The 25,156-nt window shown below is 71.9% G+C and carries 19 protein-coding genes and 1 pseudogene; 10 read left to right on the top strand and 10 right to left on the bottom strand.

All coding sequences use genetic code 11. The features are described from left to right. Positions 1–120 precede the first annotated feature (120 nt). Positions 121–1,170, top strand: coding sequence for an LLM class F420-dependent oxidoreductase (locus AB0E67_RS24290; RefSeq protein WP_362030427.1), 1,050 nt, complete (start codon positions 121–123; stop codon positions 1,168–1,170). Between the two features lie 287 nt (positions 1,171–1,457). Beyond that, positions 1,458–2,246: a ferritin-like domain-containing protein gene (locus tag AB0E67_RS24295; RefSeq protein WP_362030429.1), complete on the top strand. Its 789-nt coding sequence runs from the start codon at positions 1,458–1,460 to the stop codon at positions 2,244–2,246. 91 nt (positions 2,247–2,337) lie between these two features. Here the strand turns inward: AB0E67_RS24295 and corA are convergent, their stop codons facing one another. Then, on the bottom strand, positions 2,338–3,333 hold the full coding sequence (gene corA, locus AB0E67_RS24300; protein WP_362030431.1) for a magnesium/cobalt transporter CorA: 996 nt from the start codon (positions 3,331–3,333) through the stop codon (positions 2,338–2,340). A gap of 72 nt (positions 3,334–3,405) precedes the next feature. On the opposite strand from corA, the gene AB0E67_RS24305 reads away from it, so the two are divergent. The 4 genes from AB0E67_RS24305 to mshC all read left to right on the top strand — a co-directional run bounded on the left by AB0E67_RS24305 (position 3,406) and on the right by mshC (position 7,223). Continuing rightward, positions 3,406–4,128, top strand: a complete 723-nt coding sequence (locus tag AB0E67_RS24305) for a histidine phosphatase family protein (protein WP_362030433.1) — start codon at positions 3,406–3,408, stop codon at positions 4,126–4,128. 109 nt (positions 4,129–4,237) lie between these two features. Beyond that, on the top strand, positions 4,238–4,828 hold the full coding sequence (locus AB0E67_RS24310) for a DUF3090 domain-containing protein (protein ID WP_073787872.1): 591 nt from the start codon (positions 4,238–4,240) through the stop codon (positions 4,826–4,828). Beyond that, positions 4,792–5,646, top strand: coding sequence for an SCO1664 family protein (locus AB0E67_RS24315; RefSeq protein ID WP_362030435.1), 855 nt, complete (start codon positions 4,792–4,794; stop codon positions 5,644–5,646). The genes AB0E67_RS24310 and AB0E67_RS24315 overlap by 37 nt, the downstream gene beginning before the upstream one ends. Positions 5,647–5,993: 347 nt before the next feature. Continuing rightward, entirely contained in the window at positions 5,994–7,223 is a 1,230-nt protein-coding gene (mshC, locus tag AB0E67_RS24320) for a cysteine--1-D-myo-inosityl 2-amino-2-deoxy-alpha-D-glucopyranoside ligase (protein ID WP_362030437.1), read from the top strand. A 150-nt stretch (positions 7,224–7,373) separates the two neighbouring features. Here the strand turns inward: mshC and AB0E67_RS24325 are convergent, their stop codons facing one another. The 7 genes and pseudogenes from AB0E67_RS24325 to AB0E67_RS24355 form a co-directional block, all read right to left on the bottom strand. Continuing rightward, positions 7,374–8,447, bottom strand: coding sequence for a PAC2 family protein (locus AB0E67_RS24325; protein ID WP_362030439.1), 1,074 nt, complete (start codon positions 8,445–8,447; stop codon positions 7,374–7,376). Positions 8,448–8,606: 159 nt separating this feature from the next. Further along, positions 8,607–9,311, bottom strand: coding sequence for a FadR/GntR family transcriptional regulator (locus tag AB0E67_RS24330; RefSeq protein WP_362030441.1), 705 nt, complete (start codon positions 9,309–9,311; stop codon positions 8,607–8,609). A 159-nt stretch (positions 9,312–9,470) separates the two neighbouring features. Further along, positions 9,471–10,106, bottom strand: a pseudogene (locus AB0E67_RS24335) (LLM class flavin-dependent oxidoreductase); the annotation flags it as partial. A 180-nt stretch (positions 10,107–10,286) separates the two neighbouring features. Beyond that, entirely contained in the window at positions 10,287–11,897 is a 1,611-nt protein-coding gene (locus AB0E67_RS24340; RefSeq protein WP_362030443.1) for a glycerol-3-phosphate dehydrogenase/oxidase, read from the bottom strand. Positions 11,898–11,902: 5 nt separating this feature from the next. Continuing rightward, the gene (gene glpK, locus AB0E67_RS24345; RefSeq protein ID WP_362030445.1) at positions 11,903–13,429 is read right to left on the bottom strand and encodes a glycerol kinase GlpK; all 1,527 of its coding nucleotides are present in this window, start codon (positions 13,427–13,429) and stop codon (positions 11,903–11,905) included. A gap of 57 nt (positions 13,430–13,486) precedes the next feature. Continuing rightward, positions 13,487–14,275: an MIP/aquaporin family protein gene (locus AB0E67_RS24350; RefSeq protein WP_351524429.1), complete on the bottom strand. Its 789-nt coding sequence runs from the start codon at positions 14,273–14,275 to the stop codon at positions 13,487–13,489. 452 nt (positions 14,276–14,727) lie between these two features. Continuing rightward, positions 14,728–15,492: an IclR family transcriptional regulator gene (locus tag AB0E67_RS24355; RefSeq protein WP_351524433.1), complete on the bottom strand. Its 765-nt coding sequence runs from the start codon at positions 15,490–15,492 to the stop codon at positions 14,728–14,730. 250 nt (positions 15,493–15,742) lie between these two features. Here AB0E67_RS24355 and metH point away from each other — a divergent pair, with 250 nt between their 5' ends. The 3 genes from metH to AB0E67_RS24370 all read left to right on the top strand — a co-directional run bounded on the left by metH (position 15,743) and on the right by AB0E67_RS24370 (position 22,034). Beyond that, complete coding sequence (metH, locus tag AB0E67_RS24360; protein WP_362030447.1) at positions 15,743–19,255, top strand: methionine synthase; 3,513 nt, start codon at positions 15,743–15,745, stop codon at positions 19,253–19,255. 120 nt (positions 19,256–19,375) lie between these two features. Beyond that, positions 19,376–20,068 carry an HAD family phosphatase gene (locus tag AB0E67_RS24365; protein ID WP_362030449.1) on the top strand — a complete coding sequence of 231 codons (693 nt, stop codon included), beginning with the start codon at positions 19,376–19,378 and terminating at the stop codon, positions 20,066–20,068. A 367-nt stretch (positions 20,069–20,435) separates the two neighbouring features. Next, entirely contained in the window at positions 20,436–22,034 is a 1,599-nt protein-coding gene (locus AB0E67_RS24370; protein WP_362030451.1) for an ABC transporter substrate-binding protein, read from the top strand. 103 nt (positions 22,035–22,137) lie between these two features. Here AB0E67_RS24370 and AB0E67_RS24375 read toward each other — a convergent pair whose 3' ends face one another. Next, positions 22,138–22,809 (bottom strand): response regulator transcription factor, encoded by a 672-nt coding sequence (locus AB0E67_RS24375; RefSeq protein ID WP_073787861.1) that lies wholly within the window; start codon positions 22,807–22,809, stop codon positions 22,138–22,140. 9 nt (positions 22,810–22,818) lie between these two features. Next, on the bottom strand, positions 22,819–23,664 hold the full coding sequence (locus AB0E67_RS24380; protein ID WP_362030471.1) for a PD-(D/E)XK nuclease family protein: 846 nt from the start codon (positions 23,662–23,664) through the stop codon (positions 22,819–22,821). 170 nt (positions 23,665–23,834) lie between these two features. Between AB0E67_RS24380 and AB0E67_RS24385 the strand changes: the two genes are divergently transcribed. Then, positions 23,835–25,085 (top strand): site-2 protease family protein, encoded by a 1,251-nt coding sequence (locus AB0E67_RS24385; protein WP_362030473.1) that lies wholly within the window; start codon positions 23,835–23,837, stop codon positions 25,083–25,085. The last annotated feature ends 71 nt before the right edge of the window (positions 25,086–25,156 follow it).

Consider the following 25,156-nt stretch of genomic DNA (forward strand, 5'->3'; position numbering starts at 1 on the left):
GGAACCCCACCGGGCGGAGGGCTGTGGACAACCCGGTTCCGGGTCGCCCCTGCCGCGAGGGGCCGACGGGCGCTAGAGTCCAGGACCCAGAGACGTTACTGATCGGTAAGGGGAGCGGCTATGCGGCTCGGCATCAATCTCGGTTACTGGGGCGCGGGCATGGACGGCGACAACCTCGCCGTGGCCCAGGAGGCCGACCGGCTCGGCTACGACGTCTGCTGGGCGGCCGAGGCGTACGGCTCCGACGCGCCGACCGTGCTGTCCTGGGTGGCCGCCCGGACCGAGTCCATCGACGTGGGCTCCGCGATCATGCAGATCCCGGCCCGCCAGCCCGCGATGACGGCGATGACCGCCGCCACTCTCGACTCGCTCTCCGGAGGCCGCTTCCGGCTCGGCCTCGGTGTGTCGGGGCCCCAGGTCTCCGAGGGCTGGTACGGCGTGAAGTTCGACAAGCCCCTGGCCCGCACCCGGGAGTACGTCGAGATCGTCCGCCGGGCGATGTCCCGTGAACGGCTGACGTACGAGGGGCAGCACTGGACGCTCCCGCTGCCGGACGGTCCGGGCAAGCCCCTCAAGCTCACCGTCCACCCGCAGCGCGAGCACATCCCGCTCTACATCGCCGCCATCGGCCCGAAGAACCTGGAGCAGACGGGCGAGATCGCCGACGGCGCCCTGCTGATCTTCCCCGCGGCCGAGCACCTGGAGGAGACCGCGGTCAAGTACCTGCGGGCCGGGCGCGAGAAGGCCGGGTTGACCATGGACGGCTTCGACGTGTGCCCGACGCTGCCGCTCGCCGTCGGCGACGACGTCGACGCGCTCGCGGACATCTTCCGTCCGTACACCGCGCTGTACGTGGGCGGAATGGGCAGCCGCGACCAGAACTTCTACAACCGGCTCGCACGGCGCATGGGCTACGAGAAGGAGGCCGTCGAGATCCAGGACAAGTACCTGTCCGGCGACAAGAACGGCGCCGCCGCAGCCGTCCCGCACGAGCTGATCGACCGGACCACGCTGCTCGGCCCGGTCGAGCGGATCGCCGAGCGGATGCAGGCGTACGCCGCCGCGGGCGTCACGACGCTCACCCTGGCCCCGGCCGGATTCACGCTCGACGAGCGGATCGCGGCGCTGCGGGCCGGCACGGAGGCGCTGGAGCGGTCCGGCCTCGTGTGATACGGATGCACGGACCCCGGCACCACGGGCTCCGACAGGCGTCGCGGCCGTGGTGGGGGCTCGGGGGTCTCCCCGCCACGGCCGTCACGCGGAACAACGCCCCCGACGGCGCGCGGTTACGCCCGCCCGGCCCGCCGCCCTCGGAGGTGAAAGGTTTCGGCCACAGCGGCCACGGCGGTCGCGCGGCCGGCAGCCCGTCCGGCGTAGCCGGAGGCCGTTCCTGTTGCCCGGCCGGACGTGCCGCATTTGACTGGCGATGGGCCGAAGCCGGTACGGAGGTGGCTGTGGTGCTCTCGGCAAGGGACCTGTTCCAGGAGATTCTCGACGAGGACGAGTCGTTCCGGCTGTTCTGCTCCATCGCGGCCGGCGGCGAGGCCCAGGGCGGCTGGGAGAACGGCCGGATCGCGGCCCTCGTCCCCGAGAGCCAGCGGGCTCTGGCGCCCAGGATCGCCCGGCACGGCGCCGACGAGGACAAGCACGGACGGATCTTCCACGCACTGCTGAGGAAGCGCGGACTGCGACCGGTCGAGGTCCCGCCCGGGACCGACTACACGATGCTGCTGGAACGGCGTGGCATCGGCCTCGCCCACGAACGGCTGGCGCGCCGGGATCCGCTCACCGAGCGCGACATCATCACCTACCTCGCCCACAGCCGGGTCACCGAGCAGCGCGCCTCCGAGCAGATGGCGCTGCTGCGACGGTACTTCGGCGACCACCCCGGCATCGGCCGCGCGCTGCGGATGATCGCGGACGACGAGGACAACCACCTGGCGTACTGTCACGAGGAGCTGCTGCGCCTCGCCGGGGCCGGACACGGCCGTACGATCCAGCGCCTGCTGCGCGAGTGCGCGCTCGCCGAGATCCGGGTGTACCGCGACGTCAGTCTCGCCGTGATGGACCACATGGGCCGCATCCTCGGCTGGTCCCGGGCCAGGGCGGCCGTACTGGCGGCGGGGATCCACCTGGTCCACGCGTACGAACGGCTCGGGGGATGGCGGCGCATGGTGCGCCTGGAACAGCCGGAGCGCCGCGACGCACTGGGCGGGCCCGCGCCGCGCGAGGCCGAGCCCGTCTGACCGGCACCCCCGCACCGGACGGCCCGGCGGCGCCGGAAACGCACGCACCATGCCGCGTCCGCTCTCCGGCCGGAGGTCGCCCGGCAGGCTCTCAGAGCCAGCCGCGGCGCTTGAAGAGCCGGTGCAGCCCGAAGACCACGGTGGCCATCAGCGCGATCACCGCCGGGTACGCCCACACCCAGCCGAGTTCCGGCATGTGCTCGAAGTTCATGCCGTAGATCCCCGCGACCATGGTCGGAACGGCGGCCATGGCCGCCCAGGCCGAGATCTTGCGCATGTCGTCGTTCTGCCGCACGCCCACCTGGGCCAGATGGGCGGACAGGATGTCCGAGAGCAGCCGGTCCAGCCCCTCCACGTACTCGTTGGCCCGCGTCAGGTGGTCGTTCACGTCCCGGAAGAACGGCTGCGCGTGCTCGTGGACGAACGGCACGTCCGCGCCCGCCAGCCGGGCCATGGGGGCACTCAGCGGACCGGCGGCACGGCGGAACTCCATGATCTGCCGCTTGAAGGTGTAGATGCGGGACGCGGTGTTCTTGGTGTTCGCGGAGCCGGTCGGCGCGAACACCTCGGTCTCCAGCTCCTCCAGGTCGTTCTGCAGCTCGCCCGCCACCTCGATGTAGTGGTCGACGACGGCGTCGCTGATCGCGTACAGCACCGCGGTCGGCCCGTGCCTGAGCACCTCCGGCTCCGCCTCCAGCCGGCGCCGTACCGCGGCGAGCGGCGCGCCCTCCCCGTGCCGGACCGTCACGACGAACGAATCGCCGATGAAGGCCATCAGTTCGTCGGCGGTGACCTTGTCGCTGAAGTGCTCGTACACCACCGGCTTGATCACCGCGAACAGCGAGTCGTCGTACACCTCCAGCTTGGGCCGCTGGTGGGCGCTCAGGGCGTCCTCCACGGCCAGCGGGTGGAGCCCGAACTCCTCGGTGACGCGCTCTATCTCCCGCTCCGTCGGCTCGTACAGCCCGATCCAGAGGAACGCGTCCCCGGTGGCCCGTGCCTGCGCGAGGGCGTCGGAGAGGTCGGCGGGGCCCTCGGTACGGCGCCCGTCCCGGTAGATCGCACAGTCCACAATCACGGCGCGCATTCTTCCCTGCCCCGCACTCCCGCGCATCCCGGCCCGCTCCGCGCGCTCCTGCGGCGGCCTACGCTGGCCCGTATGCCCACCCTGATCCTCGTACGCCATGGACGCTCCACCGCCAACACGGCCGGGGTGCTCGCCGGCCGCACCCCGGGGGTCGCGCTCGACGAGCGCGGCACCGCGCAGGCCGCGGCGCTCCCCGGACGGCTGGCCGCGCTGCCCCTCGCCGCCGTCGTCACCAGCCCCCTCCAGCGCTGCCGGGAGACCCTGCGCCCGCTGCTCGACGCCCGGCCGGACCTGGTGGCGCACACCGAGGAACGGATCAACGAGTGCGACTACGGGGACTGGTCGGGGCGCAAGCTGGCCGAGCTCGCCGACGAGCCGCTGATGAGCGTCGTGCAGCGGCACCCGTCGGCGGCGGCGTTCCCGGGCGGCGAGTCCCTGCGCGCCATGCAGGCGCGCGCCGTGGACGCCGTGCGGGACTGGAACGCGCGGATCGAGTCCGGGCACGGCGACGACGCCGCCTACGTGATGTGCTCGCACGGCGACGTCATCAAGGCGCTCGTCGCCGACGCGCTCGGCATGCACCTCGACCTCTTCCAGCGGATCCACGTGGACCCCTGTTCGGTCACCGCGATCCGCTACACGCGTCTGCGGCCGTTCCTGCTGCGGCTCGGCGACACCGGGGACCTCGCCTCAATGGCGCCGCGCGAGCGGACGGACGGGGCGGAGCCGGCCGCGCACCCGGCCACCGGCACCGAAGCCGACGCGGAGGTCGGTGGCGGCGCCGGGGCGCCGTGATCGCTTCGCGCAGTAGGGTGGACGCGCCGTGGGCGCCCGGACCGGGACGGCCGGCGGCCCCGGCCACCCCCATTCCCCATTCGCCGTCGATCTTCAAGGGAGACAGGACGTGTCCCGTCAGGTGTTCCTCTACGACCCCCCGGACCGCTTCGTGGCCGGCACGGTCGGGTTGCCTGGACGTCGTACGTTCTTCCTGCAGGCATCCTCGGGCAGCCGCGTCACCAGCGTGGCCCTGGAGAAGACTCAGGTCGCCGCACTCGCCGAGCGCATCGACGAACTGCTCGACGAAGTGGTCCGGCGCACCGGCGGCAACTCGCCGGTGCCCGCCGTCGCGCCCATGGACGTCACCGACACCGCCCCTCTCGACGTGCCCGTCGAGGAGGAGTTCCGGGTCGGCACGATGGCGCTCGCGTGGGACGGCGAGGAACAGCGCATGATCGTCGAGGCGCAGGCCCTGGTCGAACTGGACGTGGAATCCGACGAGGACCTCGCGGAGGCCGAGGAACGGCTGCTGCAGGACGAGGAGAACGGTCCTCCGGTCCTCCGGGTCCGTCTGAGCGGCGCACAGGCGCGGGCCTTCGCCAAGCGCGCCCTGGACGTCGTGAACGCCGGGCGCCCCCCGTGCCCGCTGTGCAGCCTGCCGCTCGACCCGGAAGGACACGTATGCCCGCGCCAGAACGGATACCGCCGCGGAGCCTGACCGACGCCGACCGGGTCACCGTGCTGACCGAGGGTCGGCTCACCGTCCGAGGACAGGTCCGCGGGGCGTCCAACGCGGTGCTGCACTGCGCGGTCTCCCACGAGGGCGCGGAACTGGCCTGCGTCTACAAGCCCGTGGCCGGCGAACGGCCGCTGTGGGACTTCCCCGACGGCACCCTCGCCCGGCGGGAGGTGGCCGCGTACGAGATCTCCGAGGCGACCGGCTGGGGACTCATACCCCCCACCGTGCTCCGTGACGGTCCGTACGGCGAGGGCATGTGCCAGCTGTGGATCGATGCCGGGCCGGACGGCGACGGGCACGCCGGGGACGGGCGGCGCCCGTTGCTGGCGCTCGTCGAGGACGACGAGCCCGGCGAGGGCTGGAAGGCCGTCGTACGCGCCGAGATCGGGGAGGGCAGGACGGCCCTGCTGGTGCACGCGGACGACCCGGAGCTGCGGCGGATGGCGGTCCTCGACGCCGTGATCAACAACGGCGACCGCAAGGGCGGCCATCTGCTGCCCGCGCCCGACGGCCGGCTCTACGGCATCGACCACGGTGTGACCTTCAACGCCGAGGACAAGCTGCGCACCCTGCTGTGGGGGTGGGCGGGGGAGCCGCTGACGGCCGAGGCCGTCGGCGTCGTGGACCGGCTGGGCACGGAACTGGCCCCCGGGACCCCGCTCGTCACCCGGCTGGGGGAGCTGATCACCGAGGCCGAGATCGAGGCGCTGCGGGGCCGTGTGGGCGGGCTGCGGGCGTCGGGACGACACCCGGAACCGAGCGGCTCGTGGCCCTCGATCCCCTGGCCGCCGGTGTGAGCCGGTGCCCTGGGCCGCCGGTGTGAGCGGCGGCCCAGGGGCGGGCGGCGGACCGGCGCGAACGTGTCCGGTGCGGAGACCGTCCGGGCGGCCCGGGTCGTTCCCGAGTCGGGCGACGGCCCGGCGCGGGCACGCCGGGTGCGATGCCCGCGGAGAACAGGCCGATTCGGCGGTCGTGCGGCAGAACACGGGCGGGATCCGTGCGCCTTCCCGGGGCACGAGCGGTCCCCGGCGCCGCCTTCCTCCGGGGCCGAAGCAGACGGGGCCGCATCGCGCAAGAGCGCCTCTTCGGCCAGGATCCGGTATCCGGTTCGTATCCGGAACGTGCATCCGGTTAGGCTCGTGGCATGCATGCCTGGCCCGCTTCTGAGGTCCCCGCCCTGCCTGGCAAGGGCCGCGACCTTCGGATCCACGACACCGCGACCGGCGGACGGATCACTCTCGAACCCGGTCCCGTCGCCCGCATCTATGTCTGCGGCATCACGCCGTACGACGCGACCCACATGGGTCATGCGGCGACCTACAACGCGTTCGACCTCGTTCAGCGCGTGTGGCTCGACACCAAGCGGCAGGTCCACTACGTGCAGAACGTCACCGACGTGGACGACCCGCTGCTGGAGCGGGCCGTGCGCGACGGCCAGGACTGGACCCAGCTCGCCGAGCGCGAGACGGCCCTGTTCCGCGAGGACATGACCGCTCTGCGCATGCTCCCGCCGAAGCACTACATCGGCGCGGTGGAGGCGATACCGGGCATCGTCCCGCTCGTCGAACGGCTCCGGGACGCCGGTGCCGCCTACGAACTCGACGGCGACGTGTACTTCTCCGTCGAGGCCGACCCGCACTTCGGCGGCGTCTCCCGCCTCGACGCGGAGGCGATGCGGCTGCTGTCCGCGGAGCGCGGCGGCGACCCGGAGCGCCCCGGCAAGAAGAACCCGCTCGACCCGATGCTCTGGATGGCCGCCCGCGAGGGCGAGCCGAGCTGGGACGGCGGCTCGCTCGGCCCCGGACGGCCCGGCTGGCACATCGAGTGCGTCGCCATCGCGCTGGACCACCTCGGCATGGGCTTCGACGTCCAGGGCGGCGGATCCGATCTCGCCTTCCCGCACCACGAGATGGGCGCCTCGCACGCCCAGGTCCTGACCGGCGAGTACCCGTTCGCCCAGGCGTACGTGCACGCGGGGATGGTCGCCCTGGACGGCGAGAAGATGTCCAAGTCCAAGGGCAACCTGGTCTTCGTCTCACGGCTCCGCCGCGACGGCGTGGACCCCGCGGCGATCCGTCTCGCGCTGCTCGCGCACCACTACCGGTCCGACTGGGAGTGGACCGACCAGGTGCTCGCCGACGCGGTCGCCCGGCTCGGACGCTGGCGCTCCGCCGTCTCCCGCCCCGACGGACCGTCCGCCGAGGCGCTGGTCGAGGAGGTCCGCGAGGCCCTCGCCGACGACCTGGACGCACCGGCGGCACTGGCCGCCGTGGACCGCTGGGCCGAGCGGCAGCACGCCGAGGGCGGCACGGACGAGGGCGCGCCCGGACTCGTCTCGCGCACCGTCGACGCGTTGCTGGGTGTGGCGCTGTAGCACCCGCGCGGGGGCTACCCGCCGATTCCCCGACCGGCGAACCGGCCCCGGACTTCGTGACGAAGTCCGGGGCCGGTTCCGTTCCGTTCCGGGGGCCGAACCCGGACCCGGGGCACGCGTCCGGGGCAGGTGCCCCGGGCCGTGGGCACCTCAGTCGTCGGGGGACTCCTCCGAGGGCCGGGCCGGGCCGTCGTCGCCCTCGCCCTCGTCGTCGGCGGTGTCCGGGCGGGCGGAGCCGCTCGCGGGCGGAGCGCCGGGTGCCGTCCGGCCCTCGCCCTCCGGCCGCGGCGACTTCGCCGGACGGTTCCGGCCACCGGAGGTGTCGCGCAGATACGCGGTGTCGCCGCTCTCCGTCGCGTGTCCGCCGGGGGCCTGACCCGGACCGGCGTCCCGTCGGCGCAGATAGCGTTCGAACTCGCGGGCGATGGCCTCGCCGCTCGCCTCGGGAAGCTCCGCGGTGTCCCGGGCCTCCTCCAGCGTCTGCACGTACTCCGCCACCTCGCTGTCCTCGGCGGCCAGTTGGTCGACCCCGAGCTGCCAGGCGCGCGCGTCCTCGGGCAGTTCGCCCAGCGGGATGCGCAGACCGAGCAGGTCCTCCAGCCGGTTGAGCAGCGCGAGGGTGGCCTTCGGGTTGGGCGGCTGCGACACGTAGTGCGGCACCGCGGCCCACAGACTGACCGCGGGCACGCCCGCGTGGGTGCACGCCTCCTGGAGGATGCCGACGATGCCCGTCGGACCCTCGTACCTGGTCTCCTCCAGGTCCATGGACCTGGCCAGGTCGGGGTCGGAGGTGACCCCGCTGACCGGCACCGGCCGGGTGTGCGGGGTGTCGCCGAGCAGCGCGCCCAGGATCACCACCATCTCCACGCCCAGCTCGTGGGCGAAGCCCAGGAGCTCGTTGCAGAACGAGCGCCAGCGCATGGACGGCTCGATGCCCCGGACCAGGACGAGGTCGCGGGGCTGCTCCCCGCCGACGCGGACCACGGAGAGCCGGGTGGTGGGCCAGGTGACCTTGCGCGTACCGCCGTCCAGCCAGATCGTGGGCCGGTTGACCTGGAAGTCGTAGTAGTCCTCGGCGTCCAGTGCCGCGAACACCTCTCCCTTCCACTCCCGGTCCAGGTGTGCGACCGCCGTGGAGGCGGCGTCACCTGCGTCGTTCCATCCCTCGAACGCGGCCACCATGACCGGGTCGATCAGCTCGGGAACCCCCTCGAGCTCGATCACCCAGGCCTCCTTCCGAAGTTCCCTTGCGTACGCAACAACCTTACGGCTTTTGGCCACCTCCGACGCAGCCCTCGCACACGGCGGGGTGGACCCGTCCTCGGGATCCCGGGCGCCCCGGGGTTCGCGGCGGCGCGGTGCGGGTCCGCCCGCCCGCCGGTGTCAGGGGGCGGGGTCCGGCCCCTGCCCGGCCTCCCGCGACGTCGACCGCAACCACTGCTCCACGCCCGCCACATGCACCGTCGCCCAGGACCGCGCGGCCTCCGCGTCCCGGTCGCGCAGCGCGGACAGGATCGCCCGGTGCTCGTACAGCGTCCGGCCGATCGCGTCCTCCTGCGTCAGGCCGCGCCGGACCCGCGCCCGGAGCGTCGGGCCCGTCAGCCCGTCGAGCAACGAGCAGAGCACCGTGTTCCCGGACGCCCGTACGATCCCGCGGTGGAACTCCAGATCGGACGCGACCAGTTCCTCCACCGAGGGGGATTCCCCCAGGGCGTCCAACGCCGCGCCCAGCGCGTCCAGTTGGGCCTCGGTGATCCGGGCGGCGGCCATCGCCGTCGCCGCCGGTTCCAGGATCCGGCGCACCGCGAGGAACTCCAGCACCGTGTCGTCTCGGTGGAAGTCCACCAAGAAGCTCAGCGCCTCCAGCAGCACCTGCGGATCCAGGCTGGTCACGTACGTGCCGTCGCCCTGTCGCACGTCCAGGATCCGGATCAGCGACAGGGCGCGCACGGCCTCCCGCAGGGAGTTGCGGGAGAGCCCCAGTTCCGCCGCGAGTTCACTCTCCCTGGGAAGCCGGTCGCCGGGCCGCAGCGCACCCGAGACGATCATCCCCTTGATCTTCCCGATCGCCTCGTCGGTGACAGTCATGACGCTCCTCCTGGGAACGGACCGGGATCGGACGTCCGATGCATCCCGTCATTATGCGGTCCGGGAAGGGGCGATCCAGCGGTTTCGGGAAGGGGCGATCACATGATTCCGGAGGACCGGGCGGGCCCGCCCGGCCGTCGGGACCGGGCGTCGGTCCCGGAGCGAGGAGGGCGCGTCGCGCCGTACCACCGGCGCGCTCTCCGCGGCGAACCCCTGCGGCGTCCCGACCTGTTCGGGACGGCTCGGCCCGAGGCCGTGCACGGTGACCGACCGGAGATCGTGCCCGTACGCCGAACCGTTCCCGGTAGTGGCCGATCAGCCGGGCGCAGGCCGCGCGGGCCTGAACTCGCCCTCCTGGTCGACGCCTTCCTCGGTCCACAGCCGCCGCAGCAGTTCGTACTGCTCCTTCTGGAGGTCCCACCGGCGTTCCTCGTCGAGCCCGAAGAGGGCGAAGTGTCCGGCCTCCGCGCCCTTCCCGACGACCAGTTCGATCCTGCCCCTGGAGATCTGGTCGAGCGTGGCGAAGTCCTCGGCCACCCGCACCGGATCGAGGATCGCGACGACCGTGACACCGGTCGGCGGCCGGATGGCGGAGGTGCGGGCGGCGAGCGCGCCGAGCACCACGCTCGGTCTCGACGGGAGGAACGGCCCGGCGGGCCGCTCGCCGACCGCGTACGCGTCGAAGCCCGGCCGCTCCGCGACGACGCCGGTCCCGATCAGCTCCTCGAACCGCTCGGCGGGGGAGGGGAGATGACGGGTGAGCGGATGCGGGGCATGGGCGATGAGGGAGAGCACCGAGAACCTCGTGCCCCAACCGTCCCCGCGGCGTACTGCGCCCGGACGGCGGTCGTGTGGCGTGTTCGGCGTGCCGCGTTCGCCGTGTGGGCGGATGCGTGGGACGACGGGGCGGTCCCGCCGTGGGAGCCGCCCCGTCCGCCTCATGCGCGTCTCGTCGTGCGCGCCTCGCGCGTCCCGTCAGCCGCGGTCGCCGAGCATGGACTCGACACCGGCCCGGATCTCGTCCGTGGCCAGGCCCCGGATCGTCAGCGTCGTGCGGCGGCGCAGCACGTCGTCCGCCGTCTCGGCCCACTCGTGGTCGCGGGCGTAGGCGACCTGCGCCCAGATCTCCGGCGCGTCCGGGTGGATGCGCTCGGCCAGCGCCGGGTTCTCGTTCGCCAGCCGCGCGATGTCGAAGGCGAGCGAACCGTAGTGCGTGGCGAGGTGGCGCGCGGTGTCCGCCGCCATCCCGGGGCCGGGCGCGGCGCCGTCGATCAGCAGCCGGTGCGCCACCGCGTTCGGGTTGGCGATGCCGGGCAGCGGGAGCTTCCTCGGCAGGTGCGATACCGGCTCCACGCCGCTGCCGAGGGGGCGCCCGGGGAGCGCGGCCAGCTTGGTCATCACCGTGCGGCCGATGTGGCGGAACGTCGTCCACTTGCCGCCCGCGACCGACAGCATCCCGCCGCGGCCCTCCGTGACGACCGTCTCGCGCTTGGCCTTGGAGGTGTCGCCGGGTCCGCCGGGCAGCACCCGCAGCCCGGCGAAGGAGTACGTGATCAGATCGCGCGACAGCTGCTGGTCCTTGATGGAGAACGCCGCCTCGTCGAGGATCTGGGCGGTGTCCTTCTCGTCGACCGCGACGTCCGCGGGATCGCCCTCGTACTCCTCGTCCGTCGTACCCAGCAGCAGCATGTCCTCCCACGGCAGGGCGAACGTGATGCGGTACTTGTCGATCGGGGTCGCGAGCGCGGCGTTCCACGGACGCGTGCGCTTCAGCACCAGGTGCGCGCCCTTCGACAGGCGCACCGACGGGGCCGCCTTCGGGTCCTCCATCCTGCGCAGGTGGTCGACCCACGGCCCGGTGGCGTTCAGCACGAGACGGGCGTCGATGCCGAACTCCGTGCCGTCCAGGCGGTCCTGCAGATCGGCGCCCGTCACCCGGCCCTCGGTGAACCGCAGCCCGGTGACCGCCGAGTGGTTCAGGACCACGGCGCCCGCGTCGACGGCCGCGCGGACCGTCATCAGCGCCATCCGGGCATCGTTCATCTGGCCGTCGCCGTAGACCGCCACGGCCCTCAGGTTGTCCGTGCGCAGCTCCGGCACGTCGCGCTGCGCCTTCTCCGGGCTGATCACGTGCCCGACCCCGTCGCGGAACGCGGAGAGCGCCGAGTACGCGAACACGCCCGCGCCGAGGACCGCGGCGCCGTGCGGACCGCCCTTGTAGACCGGCAGGTAGAAGGTGAGCGGATTGGCCAGGTGCGGTGCCACCTCGCGGGACACCGCACGGCGCTCGAAGTGGTTCTCCGCGACCAGCTTCACGGCACCGGTCTGCAGGTAGCGCAGACCGCCGTGGAGCAGCTTCGAGGAGGCGGAGGAGGTGGCGCCGGCGAAGTCGCCGGCGTCCACCAGGGCCACCCGCAGCCCGGACTGCGCGGCGTGCCAGGCCGTGGAGATGCCCAGGATGCCGCCACCGATCACCAGGAGGTCGTACGCGGCCTTGGACAGCTGCTCCCGAGTCTCGGCACGGCTCGGGAGGGAGCCGGAGGCCGGGTGTGTCCCGAGGGCCGGGACGCTCTGCAGGGTGGTCATGTCGCTTACTCCTCGTGTTCGATCCAGCCCATGGTCCGCTCCACGGCCTTGAGCCAGTTCTTGTACTCGCGGTCGCGGGCGTCCGCGGCCATGCGGGGGGTCCATTCGGCGGCCCGGCGCCAGTTGGCGCGCAGGGCGTCGGTGTCCGGCCAGAAGCCGACGGCGAGACCGGCGGCGTAGGCGGCGCCGAGGCAGGTCGTCTCGGCGACCATGGGCCGCACCACGGGCGCGTCCAGGAAGTCGGCGAGCGTCTGCATCAGCAGGTTGTTGGAGGTCATGCCGCCGTCGACCTTGAGGGCGGCCAGTTCCACGCCGGAGTCCTTGGTCATGGCGTCGGTGATCTCGCGGGTCTGCCAGGCGGTGGCCTCCAGGACGGCACGGGCGATGTGCGCCTTGGTGACGTACCGGGTCAGGCCGGCGATGACGCCGCGCGCGTCGGAGCGCCAGTAGGGGGCGAACAGGCCCGAGAACGCGGGCACGAAGTACGCGCCGCCGTTGTCCTCGACCGACGACGCCAGGGTCTCGATCTCGGCCGCGGACTTGATCAGCCCCATCTGGTCGCGCATCCACTGGACGAGCGACCCGGTGACGGCGATGGAGCCCTCCAGGGCGTAGACCGGCTTCTCGTCGCCGATCCGGTACCCGACGGTCGTCAGCAGTCCGTTGTACGAGTTGACGGGCCGTTCACCGGTGTTCATCAGCATGAAGGTGCCGGTGCCGTACGTGGACTTGGCCTCGCCCTCGGAGAAACAGGTCTGGCCGAAGAGGGCCGCCTGCTGGTCGCCGAGCGCGGAGGCGACCGGGACGCCGTCCAGGACGCCGCCCTTCGCGCTGCCGTACACCTCGGCGGAGGAGCGGATCTCGGGCAGGATGGCCGCCGGGATCTCCATGGACGCGAGGATCTTCTCGTCCCACGCCATGGTGTGCAGGTTCATCAGGAGGGTGCGCGAGGCGTTCGTGACGTCGGTGACGTGGACGCCGCCGTCCGTGCCGCCGGTCAGGTTCCAGATGACCCAGGAGTCCATGGTGCCGAAGAGGATGTCGCCGCGCTCGGCGCGCTCGCGCAGCCCCTCGACGTTGTCCAGCAGCCAGCGCACCTTGGGGCCCGCGAAGTACGAGGCGAGCGGCAGACCGGTCTCGCGGCGGAAGCGGTCCTGGCCCACGTTGCGGCCGAGCTCCTTGCAGAGCGCGTCGGTACGGGTGTCCTGCCAGACCAGGGCGTTGTGGACGGGCTCACCGGTGTTCCGGTCCCAGAGCAGCGTGGTCTCGCGCTGGTTGGTGATGCCGATCGCCTTCACGTCGGCGGCGGTGATGCCCGCCTTGACGACGGCACCGGCGACGACCTCCTGGACGTTCTCCCAGATCTCGGTCGCGTCGTGCTCGACCCAGCCCGGCTTCGGGAAGATCTGCTCGTGCTCCTTCTGGTCGACGGAGACGATCCGGCCGTCCCGGTCGAAGACGATGCACCGGCTGGAGGTGGTGCCCTGGTCGATGGCGGCGATGAACGGGCCGCTGGTGTGTGCGTCGGTCACGGTGTGCTCCCGGAGGTCTGTGGGGTCTTGGGGGGTCGGGGCTCGGTGCGTCATGGATCAGGCGAAGGCGACGTTGTAGAGCCCGCCCGCGATCGCGCCGCCGATGAGCGGTCCGACGACCGGGATCCATGCGTAGCCCCAGTCGGAACCGCCCTTGTTCGGCAGCGGCAGCAGCGCGTGAACGATACGCGGACCGAGGTCGCGAGCCGGGTTGATCGCGTAACCCGTCGGGCCGCCGAGCGAGAGCCCGATGCCGACCACGAGCAGGGCGGTGACCAGCGCGCCGAGGGTTCCCAGGCCGTTGCCGTCGTTGTTGAGGCCCTGGGTGAGGATCACCAGGACGAGCACCACGGTCGCGATGACCTCGGTGACCAGGTTCTGCGCCACGTGCCGGATCTCGGGGCCGGTCGAGAAGATGCCGAGCACCGGGCCCGCCTCCGGGGCGGCGGCCTGGTCGACCATGCCTTCTTCACCCTTCCGGCCCACGACCCCGGGATCCGTCAGGTGCGCGCGGAACTGCCCGTAGTACGTCAGCCAGACCAGCACCGCGCCGATCGCCGCGCCGAGCATCTGGGAGGCGATGTACAGCGGCACGTCGCTCCACTCGGTGCCGCCCTTGATCGCGAGACCGATCGTGACCGCCGGGTTGAGGTGCGCACCGGACACGCCACCGGCCAGGTACGCGCCGGCCAGCACGGCGAACCCCCACCCGAAGGTGATCGCCAGCCATCCGGCGTTCTGCGCCTTGGAGCGCTTGAGCGTGACGGCGGCGCACACACCACCGCCCAGGAGGATGAGCACGGCGGTACCTATGGTCTCGCCGATGAAGATGTCGGAGCTGGACACCCGCGACTCCTTTGTCCTTAGTCCAGGTAAGCCGAACCCCGGGTCCCTCCGGTGGTCCGCGCCCTCGTGTGAGGGCGTTCTCCGGCCTAGAGCGCTGTCACACCATAACGCTTATTTCCGTTAGTTGTTCGACAATGCCGACCGGTGAACGGCAATGCTTCCCGGCGGTGGTTCGGTCGTCAAGAGTTGTGTGGCCCAAAACTCGATCGTTACCCTCGCGGCCCGCCGGCCCGCAGAGGGGCCGCCACGTCGGCCGGCGGGCCGCCGTGCTGTCACGGCGCCCGGTCCGCGGCACGGGGCGGCGACGGAGTGCGGGTGCGTGCGGCGCGGGGGTGTGCCCCGCGCGGGGCGGGGTCGCGTGGAGGCGCGGGCCCGTTGCCGGTGGCGGTGCGCCCCGCGCGTGGCGGGGCCGCCGTCCGGTGCGTCCGTTGCCGCGTATCACCCGCCCCGGATCAGAAGCGTCCGGCGCCCAGGTCCCGGGAGACCGCCCGCGCGCAGTCCCGCACCGCCGCGATCAGCTCGGGCCGCAGCTCCCCGTCGGCGCAGACCCGCTCGACCGCGCCCGTCACCGCCACCGCGCCCACCGGCATCCGCCGCCGGTCGTGGATCGGGGCGGCCACCGCGGCCACCCCCTCCCAGGTCTCCTCCACGTCCGCCGCCCAGCCCCGGGCCCGGACCAGGTCGAGCATCGACTCGAAGTCCTCCGCTCCGGTCACGGTGCGCGGGGTGAAGGACTGCCGCTCGGCCTCCAGCGCCTCGGTGTGCGCCACCGGGTCGTACGCCGAGAGCACCTTGCCCAGGGCGGTGGAGTGCAGGGGCTGCATGGCCCCGACCTCCAGGACCTGACGGCTGTCGTCGGGGCGGAAGACGTGGTGGACGACCAGGACGCCCTGCTGGTGCAGCACGCCCAGATGGACGCTCTCGCCGCTGGAGCGGGCCAGGTCGTCCGTCCAGACGAGCGCGCGGGCCCGCAGCTCGTGGACGTCCAGATAGCTGTTGCCCAGGCGCAGCAGCTCGGCGCCCAGCTGGTAGCGGCCCGAAGCGGCGTCCTGCTCGACGAAGCCCTCGTGCTGGAGCGTGCGCAGGATGCCGTGCGCGGTCCCCTTGGCCAGACCCAGCGAGGAGGCGATGTCGGACAGTCCCAGCCGCCGCTCGCCGCCCGCCAGCAGGCGCAGCATCGCCGCCGCTCGTTCCAGCGACTGGATGTTCTTGGCCATCGCGCCGTACTCCTCCACCTGTGGTTCGACAATGCTGAACACTATCGGTCGATGCCGACCGGCGCTCGATCACGGAGGAAAACCGCCGTAGCCTTCCGCACCGTCCGGATCCGGACACCGCCCGCCACAGCATGCCGTCCGTTCCGTGGGACGGAGTGACGGCCCCGGCCGCCTCCCGGCTAGGCTGGCCTGGTGCGCCTTCCACCGAAGACGCAAAGCCGACAGCCGTCGCATTCCAGGGAGTACATCCATGGCCTCGTTGCCGACCCCTTCCGCCGACAGCCGCCACCGCGCAGACGCGCTGCGCGAAGCCCTCGCCACCCGGGTGGTGGTGGCCGACGGTGCCATGGGCACCATGCTCCAGGCGCAGGACCCCACCCTCGAGGACTTCCAGAACCTCGAAGGCTGCAACGAGATCCTGAACATCACGCGCCCCGACATCGTGCGCTCCGTGCACCGCGAGTACTTCGCCGTCGGCGTGGACTGCGTCGAGACCAACACCTTCGGGGCCAATGCCTCCGCCCTGGGCGAGTACGACATCGCCGACCGTATCCAGGAGCTCTCCGAGTCCGGCGCCCGCATCGCCCGCGAGGTCGCCGACGAGTTCACCGCCGCCACCGGACAGCAGCGCTGGGTCCTCGGTTCCATCGGCCCCGGCACCAAGCTGCCGACCCTGGGCCACGCCCCGTACACGACGCTGCGCGACGGCTTCCAGCGCAACGCCGAGGGCCTGATCGTCGGCGGTGCGGACGCGCTCATCATCGAGACGACACAGGACCTCCTGCAGACCAAGGCCGCCGTACTGGGCGCCCGCCGCGCCCTGGAGGCCACCGGCAGCGACCTCCTGATCCTGGTCTCCCTGGCGTTCGAGACCACCGGCACCATGCTGCTCGGCTCCGAGATCGGCGCCGCGCTCACCGCGCTGGAGCCGCTGGGCGTCGACATGATCGGCCTCAACTGCTCCACCGGCCCCGCCGAGATGAGCGAGCACCTGCGCTACCTCACGCGCCACTCCCGCATCCCGCTGCTCTGCATGCCCAACGCGGGCCTGCCGGTGCTCACCAAGGACGGCGCGCACTTCCCGCTCGGCCCCGAGGGCCTCGCCGAGGCCCAGGAGACGTTCGTCCGGGAGTACGGGCTCTCCCTGGTGGGCGGCTGCTGCGGGACGACCCCGGAACACCTGCGCCGGCTCGTCGAGCGCGTCCGCGGTGCCGCTCCCGCGCCGCGCGACCCGCGACCCGAGCCGGGTGCCGCCTCCCTGTACCAGGCCGTCCCGTTCCGCCAGGACACCTCGTACCTCGCGATCGGCGAGCGCACCAACGCCAACGGCTCCAAGAAGTTCCGCGAGGCCATGCTGGAAGCGCGCTGGGACGACTGCGTGGAGATGGCGCGCGACCAGATCCGTGAGGGCGCGCACATGCTCGACCTGTGCGTGGACTACGTCGGCCGCGACGGCGTCGCGGACATGGAGGAGCTGGCCGGACGCTTCGCCACCGCCTCCACCCTCCCGATCGTGCTGGACTCCACCGAGGTGCCGGTGCTGCGCGCCGGTCTGGAGAAGCTCGGCGGCCGGGCCGTCCTCAACTCCGTCAACTACGAGGACGGCGACGGCCCCGAGTCGCGCTTCGCCAAGGTCGCCGCCCTGGCCGCCGAGCACGGCGCCGCGCTGATCGCGCTGACCATCGACGAGGAGGGCCAGGCCCGTACCGTCGAGCACAAGGTCGCCGTCGCCGAGCGGCTGATCGCCGACCTGACCGGCAACTGGGGCATTCGCGAGTCGGACATCCTCATCGACTGCCTCACCTTCACCATCTGCACCGGTCAGGAGGAGAGCCGGGGCGACGGCATCGCGACCATCGGTGCCATCCGCGAGCTCAAGAAGCGCCACCCCGAGGTGCAGACCACGCTGGGCCTGTCCAACATCTCCTTCGGGCTCAACCCGGCCGCCCGTACCGTCCTCAACTCGGTCTTCCTCGACGAGTGCGTCAAGGCCGGCCTCGACTCCGCGATCGTGCACGCCTCCAAGATCCTGCCGATCGCGCGCCTCGACGAGGAGCAGGTGAAGGTCGCCCTCGACCTCGTGTACGACCGCCGCTCCGAGGGCTACGACCCCCTCCAGAAGCTCATGGAGCTGTTCGAGGGCGTCAGCACCAAGTCGATGAAGGCGGGCAAGGCCGAGGAGCTGGCCGCCCTGCCGCTGGAGGAACGGCTGAAGCGCCGCATCATCGACGGCGAGAAGAACGGGCTGGAGGCCGACCTCGACGAGGCCCTGCTCGCCCGCCCGGCGCTCGACATCGTCAACGACACCCTGCTCGACGGCATGAAGGTGGTCGGCGAACTCTTCGGTTCCGGTCAGATGCAGCTGCCGTTCGTGCTCCAGTCCGCCGAGGTCATGAAGTCGGCGGTGGCACATCTGGAGCCGCACATGGAGAAGTCGGACGCCGAGGGCAAGGGCACCATCGTGCTGGCCACCGTGCGCGGCGACGTCCACGACATCGGCAAGAACCTCGTCGACATCATCCTGTCCAACAACGGCTTCAACGTCGTCAACCTCGGCATCAAGCAGCCCGTCTCCGCGATCCTGGAGGCGGCCGAGGAGCACAAGGCCGACGTCATCGGCATGTCCGGCCTCCTGGTCAAGTCCACCGTGATCATGAAGGAGAACCTGGAGGAGCTGAACCAGCGCAAGCTGGCGGCGGTCTACCCGGTGATCCTCGGCGGCGCCGCGCTCACCCGGGCCTATGTCGAGCAGGACCTGCACGAGCTGTACGAGGGCGAGGTCCGCTACGCCCGGGACGCGTTCGAGGGGCTGCGCCTGATGGACGCCCTGATCGCGGTCAAGCGGGGCGTGCCCGGAGCGGCCCTCCCCGAGCTCAAGCAGCGCAGGGTGCCCAAGCGCGACACCGTCGTCCTGGAGGTCGACGAGCCGGAGGAGGGCGTCCGCTCCGACGTCGCCGTCGACAACCGGGTCCCCGAGCCCCCGTTCTGGGGCACCCGGGTGGTCAAGGGCATCCAGCTCAAGGAATATGCCTCCTGGCTGGACGAGGGCGCGCTCTTCAAGGGTCAGTGGGGCCTCAAGCAGGCGCGTGCCGGCGACGGACCCACGTACGAGGAACTGGTGGAGACCGAGGGCCGCCCCCACCTGCGCGGCTGGCTCGACAAGCTCCACACCGAGAACCTGCTGGAGGCGGCCGTCGTCTACGGCTACTTCCCGTGCGTCTCCAAGGGCGACGACCTGATCGTGCTCCACGAGGACGGTTCCGAGCGCACCCGCTTCACCTTCCCGCGCCAGCGCCGCGGCCGCCGCCTCTGCCTCGCGGACTTCTTCCGCCCCGAGGAGTCCGGAGAGACGGACGTGGTCGGGCTCCAGGTCGTCACCGTCGGTTCGCGGATCGGGGGCGAGACCGCCAAGCTGTTCGAGGCGAACGCCTACCGCGACTACCTGGAGCTGCACGGCCTGTCCGTGCAGCTGGCCGAGGCACTCGCCGAGTACTGGCACGCCCGGGTCCGCTCCGAGCTCGGCTTCGGCGGCGAGGACCCGGCCGAGGTGGAGGACATGTTCGCGCTGAAGTACCGGGGCGCGCGCTTCTCACTGGGGTACGGGGCCTGTCCCGACCTGGAGGACCGGGCGAAGATCGCCGAGCTGCTGCGGCCGGAGCGGATCGGCGTGCAGCTCTCGGAGGAGTTCCAGCTGCACCCGGAGCAGTCCACCGACGCGATCGTCATCCACCACCCGGAGGCGAAGTACTTCAACGCGCGGTAGGACGGCGTTCGACGCACGGTCGCGCGACAAGCCGTAGACTGGTCGGTCCAGTGAAGGCCGGTCGCCCTTCCCACGGGAAACGGCGGCCGGCCTTCTCGTCCCTCACGGAAGGTGTGCCGGATGACCAGCACGGTCCCCGCGTCCATGACCCGCGCGGCCGAAGGCGCCGCGCTGCAGGCCGTCCTGCTCGACATGGACGGCACCCTCGTCGACACCGAGGGCTTCTGGTGGGAGGCCGAGGTGGAGGTCTTCGCCGAGCTCGGTCACCAGCTCGACGAGGCATGGCGCGACGTGGTGGTCGGCGGACCGATGACCCGCAGCGCGGGCTACCTCATGGACGTGACCGGCGCGGACATCACCCTCGCCGAGCTCACCGGGCTGCTCAACGACCGCTTCGAGAGGCGCCTCGACCGCGGCGTGCCGCTGATGCCGGGGGCGAAGCGGCTGCTGGCGGAGCTGGTCCGGCACGACATCCCCACCGCCCTGGTCTCCGCCTCGCACCGGCGGATCATCGACCGGGTGCTGGAATCGGTGGGCCACCACCACTTCGCCATGAGCGTCGCGGGCGACGAGGTCACCCGCACCAAGCCGCACCCGGAGCCCTATCTGACCGCCGCCTCCGGTTTCGGGGCCGAACCCGGACGCTGCGCGGTCATCGAGGACACCGCCACCGGAGTGGCGGCCGCGGAGGCGGCGGGCTGCCGGGTGGTCGTCGTGCCCTCCGTCGCGCCGATCGCCCCGGCGAACGGCCGGGTGGTCGTGCGTTCGCTGGAAGAGGTCGACCTCGCCTTCCTCCGGGGCCTGATCAGATGAACACGTGATCAATTCCCGGGATTTCCCGTGAACGAATCGAAAGCACTCGGCGGGAGTTCGTGCTTTTTCTGTCGCAGACGCGTGGGAAAATCCCGGAAGGATGAACAGGGGAGGAAATGGCGCGGGCGTGAGGTTGGTCACCGAATTTCTCACGGAAGACTCCCAGGATCTTCCCAGGTGCCCCTTTTGCCGCTTTGAATTGTCCCGTTTGGTCCCTGTCTGGGGGATGAATTTCGAGGCAGGGAAATCGGCTCGCCGTCATTCTCCATAACCGTCCGGTCACGCGTCGTGCGGCGGCGGCCGGGCGTGAACGACCCGGCCCGCTAAGGTCGCTCTCTCAATGCCCGGACGAGGGAGAGCCGCCGAGATGAACCGCAAGACCCTGGTGCTGCCGACCGTCGCGTGCGTGCTCGCACCCGTGCTCGCCGGGTGCGGCGCGTCCGAGGCCGACGGCGGCCGGGCCGCGATCGTCGTCGGCACCACCGACCGGTTCGTCGCGACCGAGGACGACCCCGCGCCCTTCGACCCCGCGGTCGGGTACGACGCGGGCGTGTGGAACGTGCTCCGCCAGACCGTCCAGTCCCTCCTGCACATACCGCGCGGCGGCGGCCGGCCGGTGCCCGAGGCCGCGGAGAGCTGCGGCTTCACGGACACCCGGAACGAGAGCTACCGCTGCAGGCTGCGCCCCGGCCTCACCTTCTCCGACGGCACCCCCGTCACCCCCGACGACGTGAAGTACTCGATCGACCGGGTCATCGGCATCGACGCCCCCAACGGCCCGGTGGCCCTGCTGTCCGGCATCGACACCGTCGAGACGCGGGGGGAGCGGGAGATCGTCTTCCACCTCCGCGCGCCCGACGCCACGTTCCCGTACAAGCTCGCCACCCCGGTCGCCGGGATCGTGCCGCGGGCCAGGTACGCGGCGAAGTCCCCGCGCACCGGCTTCCAGGTCGACGGCTCCGGCCCGTACACCATGAAGCCGCAGGTCGAGCACGACCGGGTGGTCAAGGTCGTCTTCACCAGGAACCCCCGCTACAAGGGCGACCTGGACGTGCGCAACGACCGGGTCGAACTGGACCTCTTCCCCGGCGCGGACGCGATGGGGAAGGCGTTCGACGACAAGAGGATCGACATGATGACCCGCACCATGTCGCCCGAGCAGTCCCGGCGACTGCTCGACGATCCCGGCGACGGCGTCAGGCTCACCGAGATGCCCGGCCTCGCCATCCGCTACCTCGGCTTCGACACCGACGACCCGGCCGTCCGGAACAAGGCGGTCCGCCAGGCCATGGCCCAGGTCGTCGACCGCGGGGAGATCGCGGAGAGGGTGTACGGCACCACCGCCGAACCGCTGTACTCGCTGATCCCCTCGGGCATCGCCGCGCACACCAACTCGTTCTACAACAAGTACGGCGAACCCGGCACCGCGAAGGCCGCGGCGATCCTGCGGGCGGCGGGCGTACCCACCCCGGTGAAGCTCACGCTCCACTACACGACCGACCACTTCGGCGCCTCCACCGCCGCCGAGTTCCGGGCCCTGCAGAAGCAGTTCAACGACAGCGGACTGTTCGACGTCCGCATCCAGGGAACGGACTGGGCCCGGTTCCGGCCGGCGCAGGTGCGCGGAGACTACGCCGTCTACGGATTCGGCTGGTTCCCCGACTTCCCCGACCCGGACAACTACACGGCACCGTTCCTCGACCGGAACAACTTCCTGAACTCGCCCTACACGTCGGCCCTGGCGCAGAACACGCTCATTCCGCAGACCCGCCGCGAGACCGACCGCAGCGCCGCGGCGAAGACCTTCCGGCGGCTCCAGGACATCGTCGCCGACGACGTCCCCGTCCTGCCCATCTGGCAGGGCAAGCAGTACGCCGCCTCCCGGACGGGGCTCAACGGCGTCGAATGGGCGGTCAACTCCGCTGCCGAGATCCGGTTGTGGGAGCTGAGCCGCGACGCCGTCTGAGACACGGCGGCACGCGGTCATGCCCCCGGCCCGACAAACGCGCCCCGGCCCCGGCCGCACGCCGGGGCGAAGGCCATTCACCGGGCGTCGGAGCGCACGCCGGTCACTGGGCCCCGGGGCGCACCAGACCGCTCTCGTACGCGTACACGGCCGCCTGCACCCGGTCGCGCAGACCGAGCTTGGTCAGCACATGGCCGACATGCGTCTTGACCGTCGTCTCGCTGACGAAGAGGTCCGCGGCGATCTCCGCGTTCGACAGCCCGCGCGCCACCAGCTTCAGCACCTCGACCTCGCGGTCCGTCAGCGTGTGCAGTGTGTCCGGCAGCGGCTCCTCGCCCGAGGGAAGGTGGTCCGCGTACTTGTCGAGCAGCCTGCGGGTGACGCTCGGGGCCAGCATCGCCTCGCCCGCCGCGACCACACGGATCGCCTGCACCAGTTCGTTGGCCGGGGCGTCCTTCAGCAGGAAGCCGCTGGCACCGGCGCGCAGCGCCTCCACCACGTACTCGTCGAGATCGAACGTGGTCAGCACCAGCACCTTCGCCGGACCGTCCCGGTCCGGACCGGTGATCTGCCGCGTCGCCTCCACGCCGTCCATCCGCGGCATGCGGATGTCCATCAGCACCACATCGGGCTGGAGCGCCCGCACCTGGTCGAGAGCCTGGAGGCCGTCCCCGGCCTCACCCACCACCGCGATATCGCTCTCCGCCTCCAGGATCATCCGGAATCCGGTGCGCAGCAGCGGCTGGTCGTCGACCAGCAGGACGCGGATTGCCACAAGGTCTCCTCAGGGTCCCTCGACGGTCACGGGCCCGGCGGCCTCGGCGCGGGCCGGGTCCATTCTGCCCTGGACATCCTGACCGGGCTCAGCCGGGCGTACCGACAGCGGATACACCGGGGGAGTCCCGCCGAATTCGGGGCAGACCGCCTGGTGGTCGCACCAGCCGCACAGCTTCGTCGGCCGCGGCCGCCACTCGCCCGTCTCCGTCGCGACCCGGATCGCCTCCCACAGCGCCAGCAGCTTGCGCTCGACCCGCTCCAGATCGCCCACCACCGGGTCGTACGTCACGACGTCCCCGCTGCCGAGATAGACCAGCTGGAGCCGGCGCGGCACCACGCCCTTCAGCCGCCAGACCACCAGGGCGTAGAACTTCATCTGGAAGAGCGCGCCCTCCGCGTACTCCGGACGCGGTGCCTTGCCCGTCTTGTAGTCCACGATCCGGACCTCGCCCGTCGGCGCCACGTCGATCCGGTCGATCACCCCGCGCAGCCGCAGCCCCGACTCCAGCTCCGTCTCGACGAACAGCTCCCGCTCCGCGGGCTCCAGGCGCGTCGGGTCCTCCAGCGAGAACCACCGCTCCACCAGGCGCTCCGCCTCCGAGAGCCAGCGCGCCAGGCGCTCGCCCCCGGCATCCTCCGTGAACAGCTCCGACAGCTCCGGCCTCGACTCCAGCAGTCGGTCCCACTGCGCGGGGATCAGCGCCGTCGCCCTGCGGGCCGTGCGCTCCGCCGCCGGGGCGTCGAAGAGGCGCTCCAGGACCGCGTGCACCAGCGTCCCCCGGGTGGCCGCCTCGCTCGGCTTCTCCGGCAGCCTGTCGATGACCCGGAAGCGGTACAGCAGAGGACACTGCATGAAATCGCCGGCCCGCGACGGCGAGAGGGACGAAGGCGGCTGGGCCGGCCGAGGCAGGGAGGTCATGCGAAGACCCTACGGCCCGCCACGGACATCCGTCGGCTTACCATCGACCACACACCCCCGGACACGGCATGATCGTGAAACAGGGCACCGACCGAAGGGACCTCGTGGACGAGAGCGGCGACAGCGGGCGCCCGCACCCCGGCGCGGGGGGACAGGCCCCCGGGACCGGCCCGGACAAGGGCGGACCGCGCCGCCCCGAAGCGCCCGGAGGCGGCCTCCTCATGGGCCGTCTCTTCGGCGTGCCCGTGTATGTCGCGCCCAGCTGGTTCGTCGTGGCCGCGCTCATCACCTGGGTCTTCGGCGGCCAGCTCGAACGGGTGCTGCCCGAACTCGGCGCGGCACGCTACCTGGTCTCCCTCTTCTTCGCGATCGCCTTCTACGCCTCCGTGCTCGTCCACGAGCTCGCCCACACGGTCGTGGCGCTGCGCTACGAGCTTCCGGTCCGCCGCATCCAGCTCCAGTTCTTCGGCGGCGTCTCCGAGATCGAGAAGGAGACCGAGACGCCGGGCCGCGAGTTCGTGCTCGCCTTCGTCGGCCCGCTGCTCTCCCTGGTGCTCGCCGGTCTCTTCTACGCCGGGATGGGCCTGGTCGAACCCGGCACCGTCCCCGGCGTCGTCCTCGCCGGCCTGATGATCTCCAACCTCCTGGTGGCCGCGTTCAACCTGCTCCCCGGCCTGCCCCTCGACGGCGGACGCATGCTCCGCGCCGTCGTCTGGAAGATCACCGGCCGCCCGATGAGCGGCACCGTCGCCGCCGCCTGGGTCGGCCGCGCCCTCGCCGTCGTCACCCTCATCGGCCTCCCGCTGCTCACCCACACCGGCTCCTTCGGGAACGACCCCCGCGACCTCAGCGGCACGGACACCGTCACCGACGCGCTGCTCGCCGCCATCCTCGCCGCCATCATCTGGACCGGCGCCGGCAACAGCCTGCGCATGGCGAGGCTGCGCGAACACCTCCCCGAACTGCGCGCCCGCACCCTCACCCGGCGTGCCGTCCCCGTGGAGGCGGACACCCCGCTGTCCGAGGCCCTGCGCCGGGCCAACGAGGCGGGCGCCCGCGCCCTCGTCGTCGTCGACGGGCACGGCGAACCCACGGGCGTCGTCCGGGAGACGGCCATCGTCTCCGTGCCCCAGCACCGCCGCCCCTGGGTCGCCGTGAGCGGACTCTCCCAGGACCTCACCGACGGCATGAAGGTCTCCGCCGAACTGGCCGGCGAGGCGCTCCTGGACCGGCTCAGGGCCACCCCCGCCACCGAGTACCTCGTGGTCGAGGAGACCGGCGAGATCTACGGGGTGCTCTCCACCGCCGACGTCGAGCGGGCGTTCGTCGCCGCCCTGGCCAGGCCCGCCGCCTGACCACGGGCCCGGCCGGGGCCCCGCAGCAGCCCGGGCTCGCGGCCGGAGCACCGCGAATCACCGGTACGCTG

It is taken from the genome of Streptomyces sp. NPDC032161 (assembly GCF_040636995.1).
Taxonomy (GTDB): domain Bacteria; phylum Actinomycetota; class Actinomycetes; order Streptomycetales; family Streptomycetaceae; genus Streptomyces.

Excerpts from the sequence above, each read along its gene's own strand:
- AB0E67_RS24290 (WP_362030427.1), top strand. The coding sequence starts at position 121 with ATGCGGCTCGGCATCAATCTCGGTTACTGGGGCGCGGGCATGGACGGC.
- corA (WP_362030431.1), bottom strand. The coding sequence starts at position 3,333 with ATGCGCGCCGTGATTGTGGACTGTGCGATCTACCGGGACGGGCGCCGT.
- AB0E67_RS24305 (WP_362030433.1), top strand. The coding sequence starts at position 3,406 with ATGCCCACCCTGATCCTCGTACGCCATGGACGCTCCACCGCCAACACG.
- AB0E67_RS24315 (WP_362030435.1), top strand. The coding sequence starts at position 4,792 with ATGCCCGCGCCAGAACGGATACCGCCGCGGAGCCTGACCGACGCCGAC.
- mshC (WP_362030437.1), top strand. The coding sequence starts at position 5,994 with ATGCATGCCTGGCCCGCTTCTGAGGTCCCCGCCCTGCCTGGCAAGGGC.
- AB0E67_RS24330 (WP_362030441.1), bottom strand. The coding sequence starts at position 9,311 with ATGACTGTCACCGACGAGGCGATCGGGAAGATCAAGGGGATGATCGTC.
- AB0E67_RS24340 (WP_362030443.1), bottom strand. The coding sequence starts at position 11,897 with ATGACCACCCTGCAGAGCGTCCCGGCCCTCGGGACACACCCGGCCTCC.
- AB0E67_RS24355 (WP_351524433.1), bottom strand. The coding sequence starts at position 15,492 with ATGGCCAAGAACATCCAGTCGCTGGAACGAGCGGCGGCGATGCTGCGC.
- metH (WP_362030447.1), top strand. The coding sequence starts at position 15,743 with ATGGCCTCGTTGCCGACCCCTTCCGCCGACAGCCGCCACCGCGCAGAC.
- AB0E67_RS24365 (WP_362030449.1), top strand. The coding sequence starts at position 19,376 with ATGACCAGCACGGTCCCCGCGTCCATGACCCGCGCGGCCGAAGGCGCC.
- AB0E67_RS24370 (WP_362030451.1), top strand. The coding sequence starts at position 20,436 with ATGAACCGCAAGACCCTGGTGCTGCCGACCGTCGCGTGCGTGCTCGCA.
- AB0E67_RS24380 (WP_362030471.1), bottom strand. The coding sequence starts at position 23,664 with ATGCAGTGTCCTCTGCTGTACCGCTTCCGGGTCATCGACAGGCTGCCG.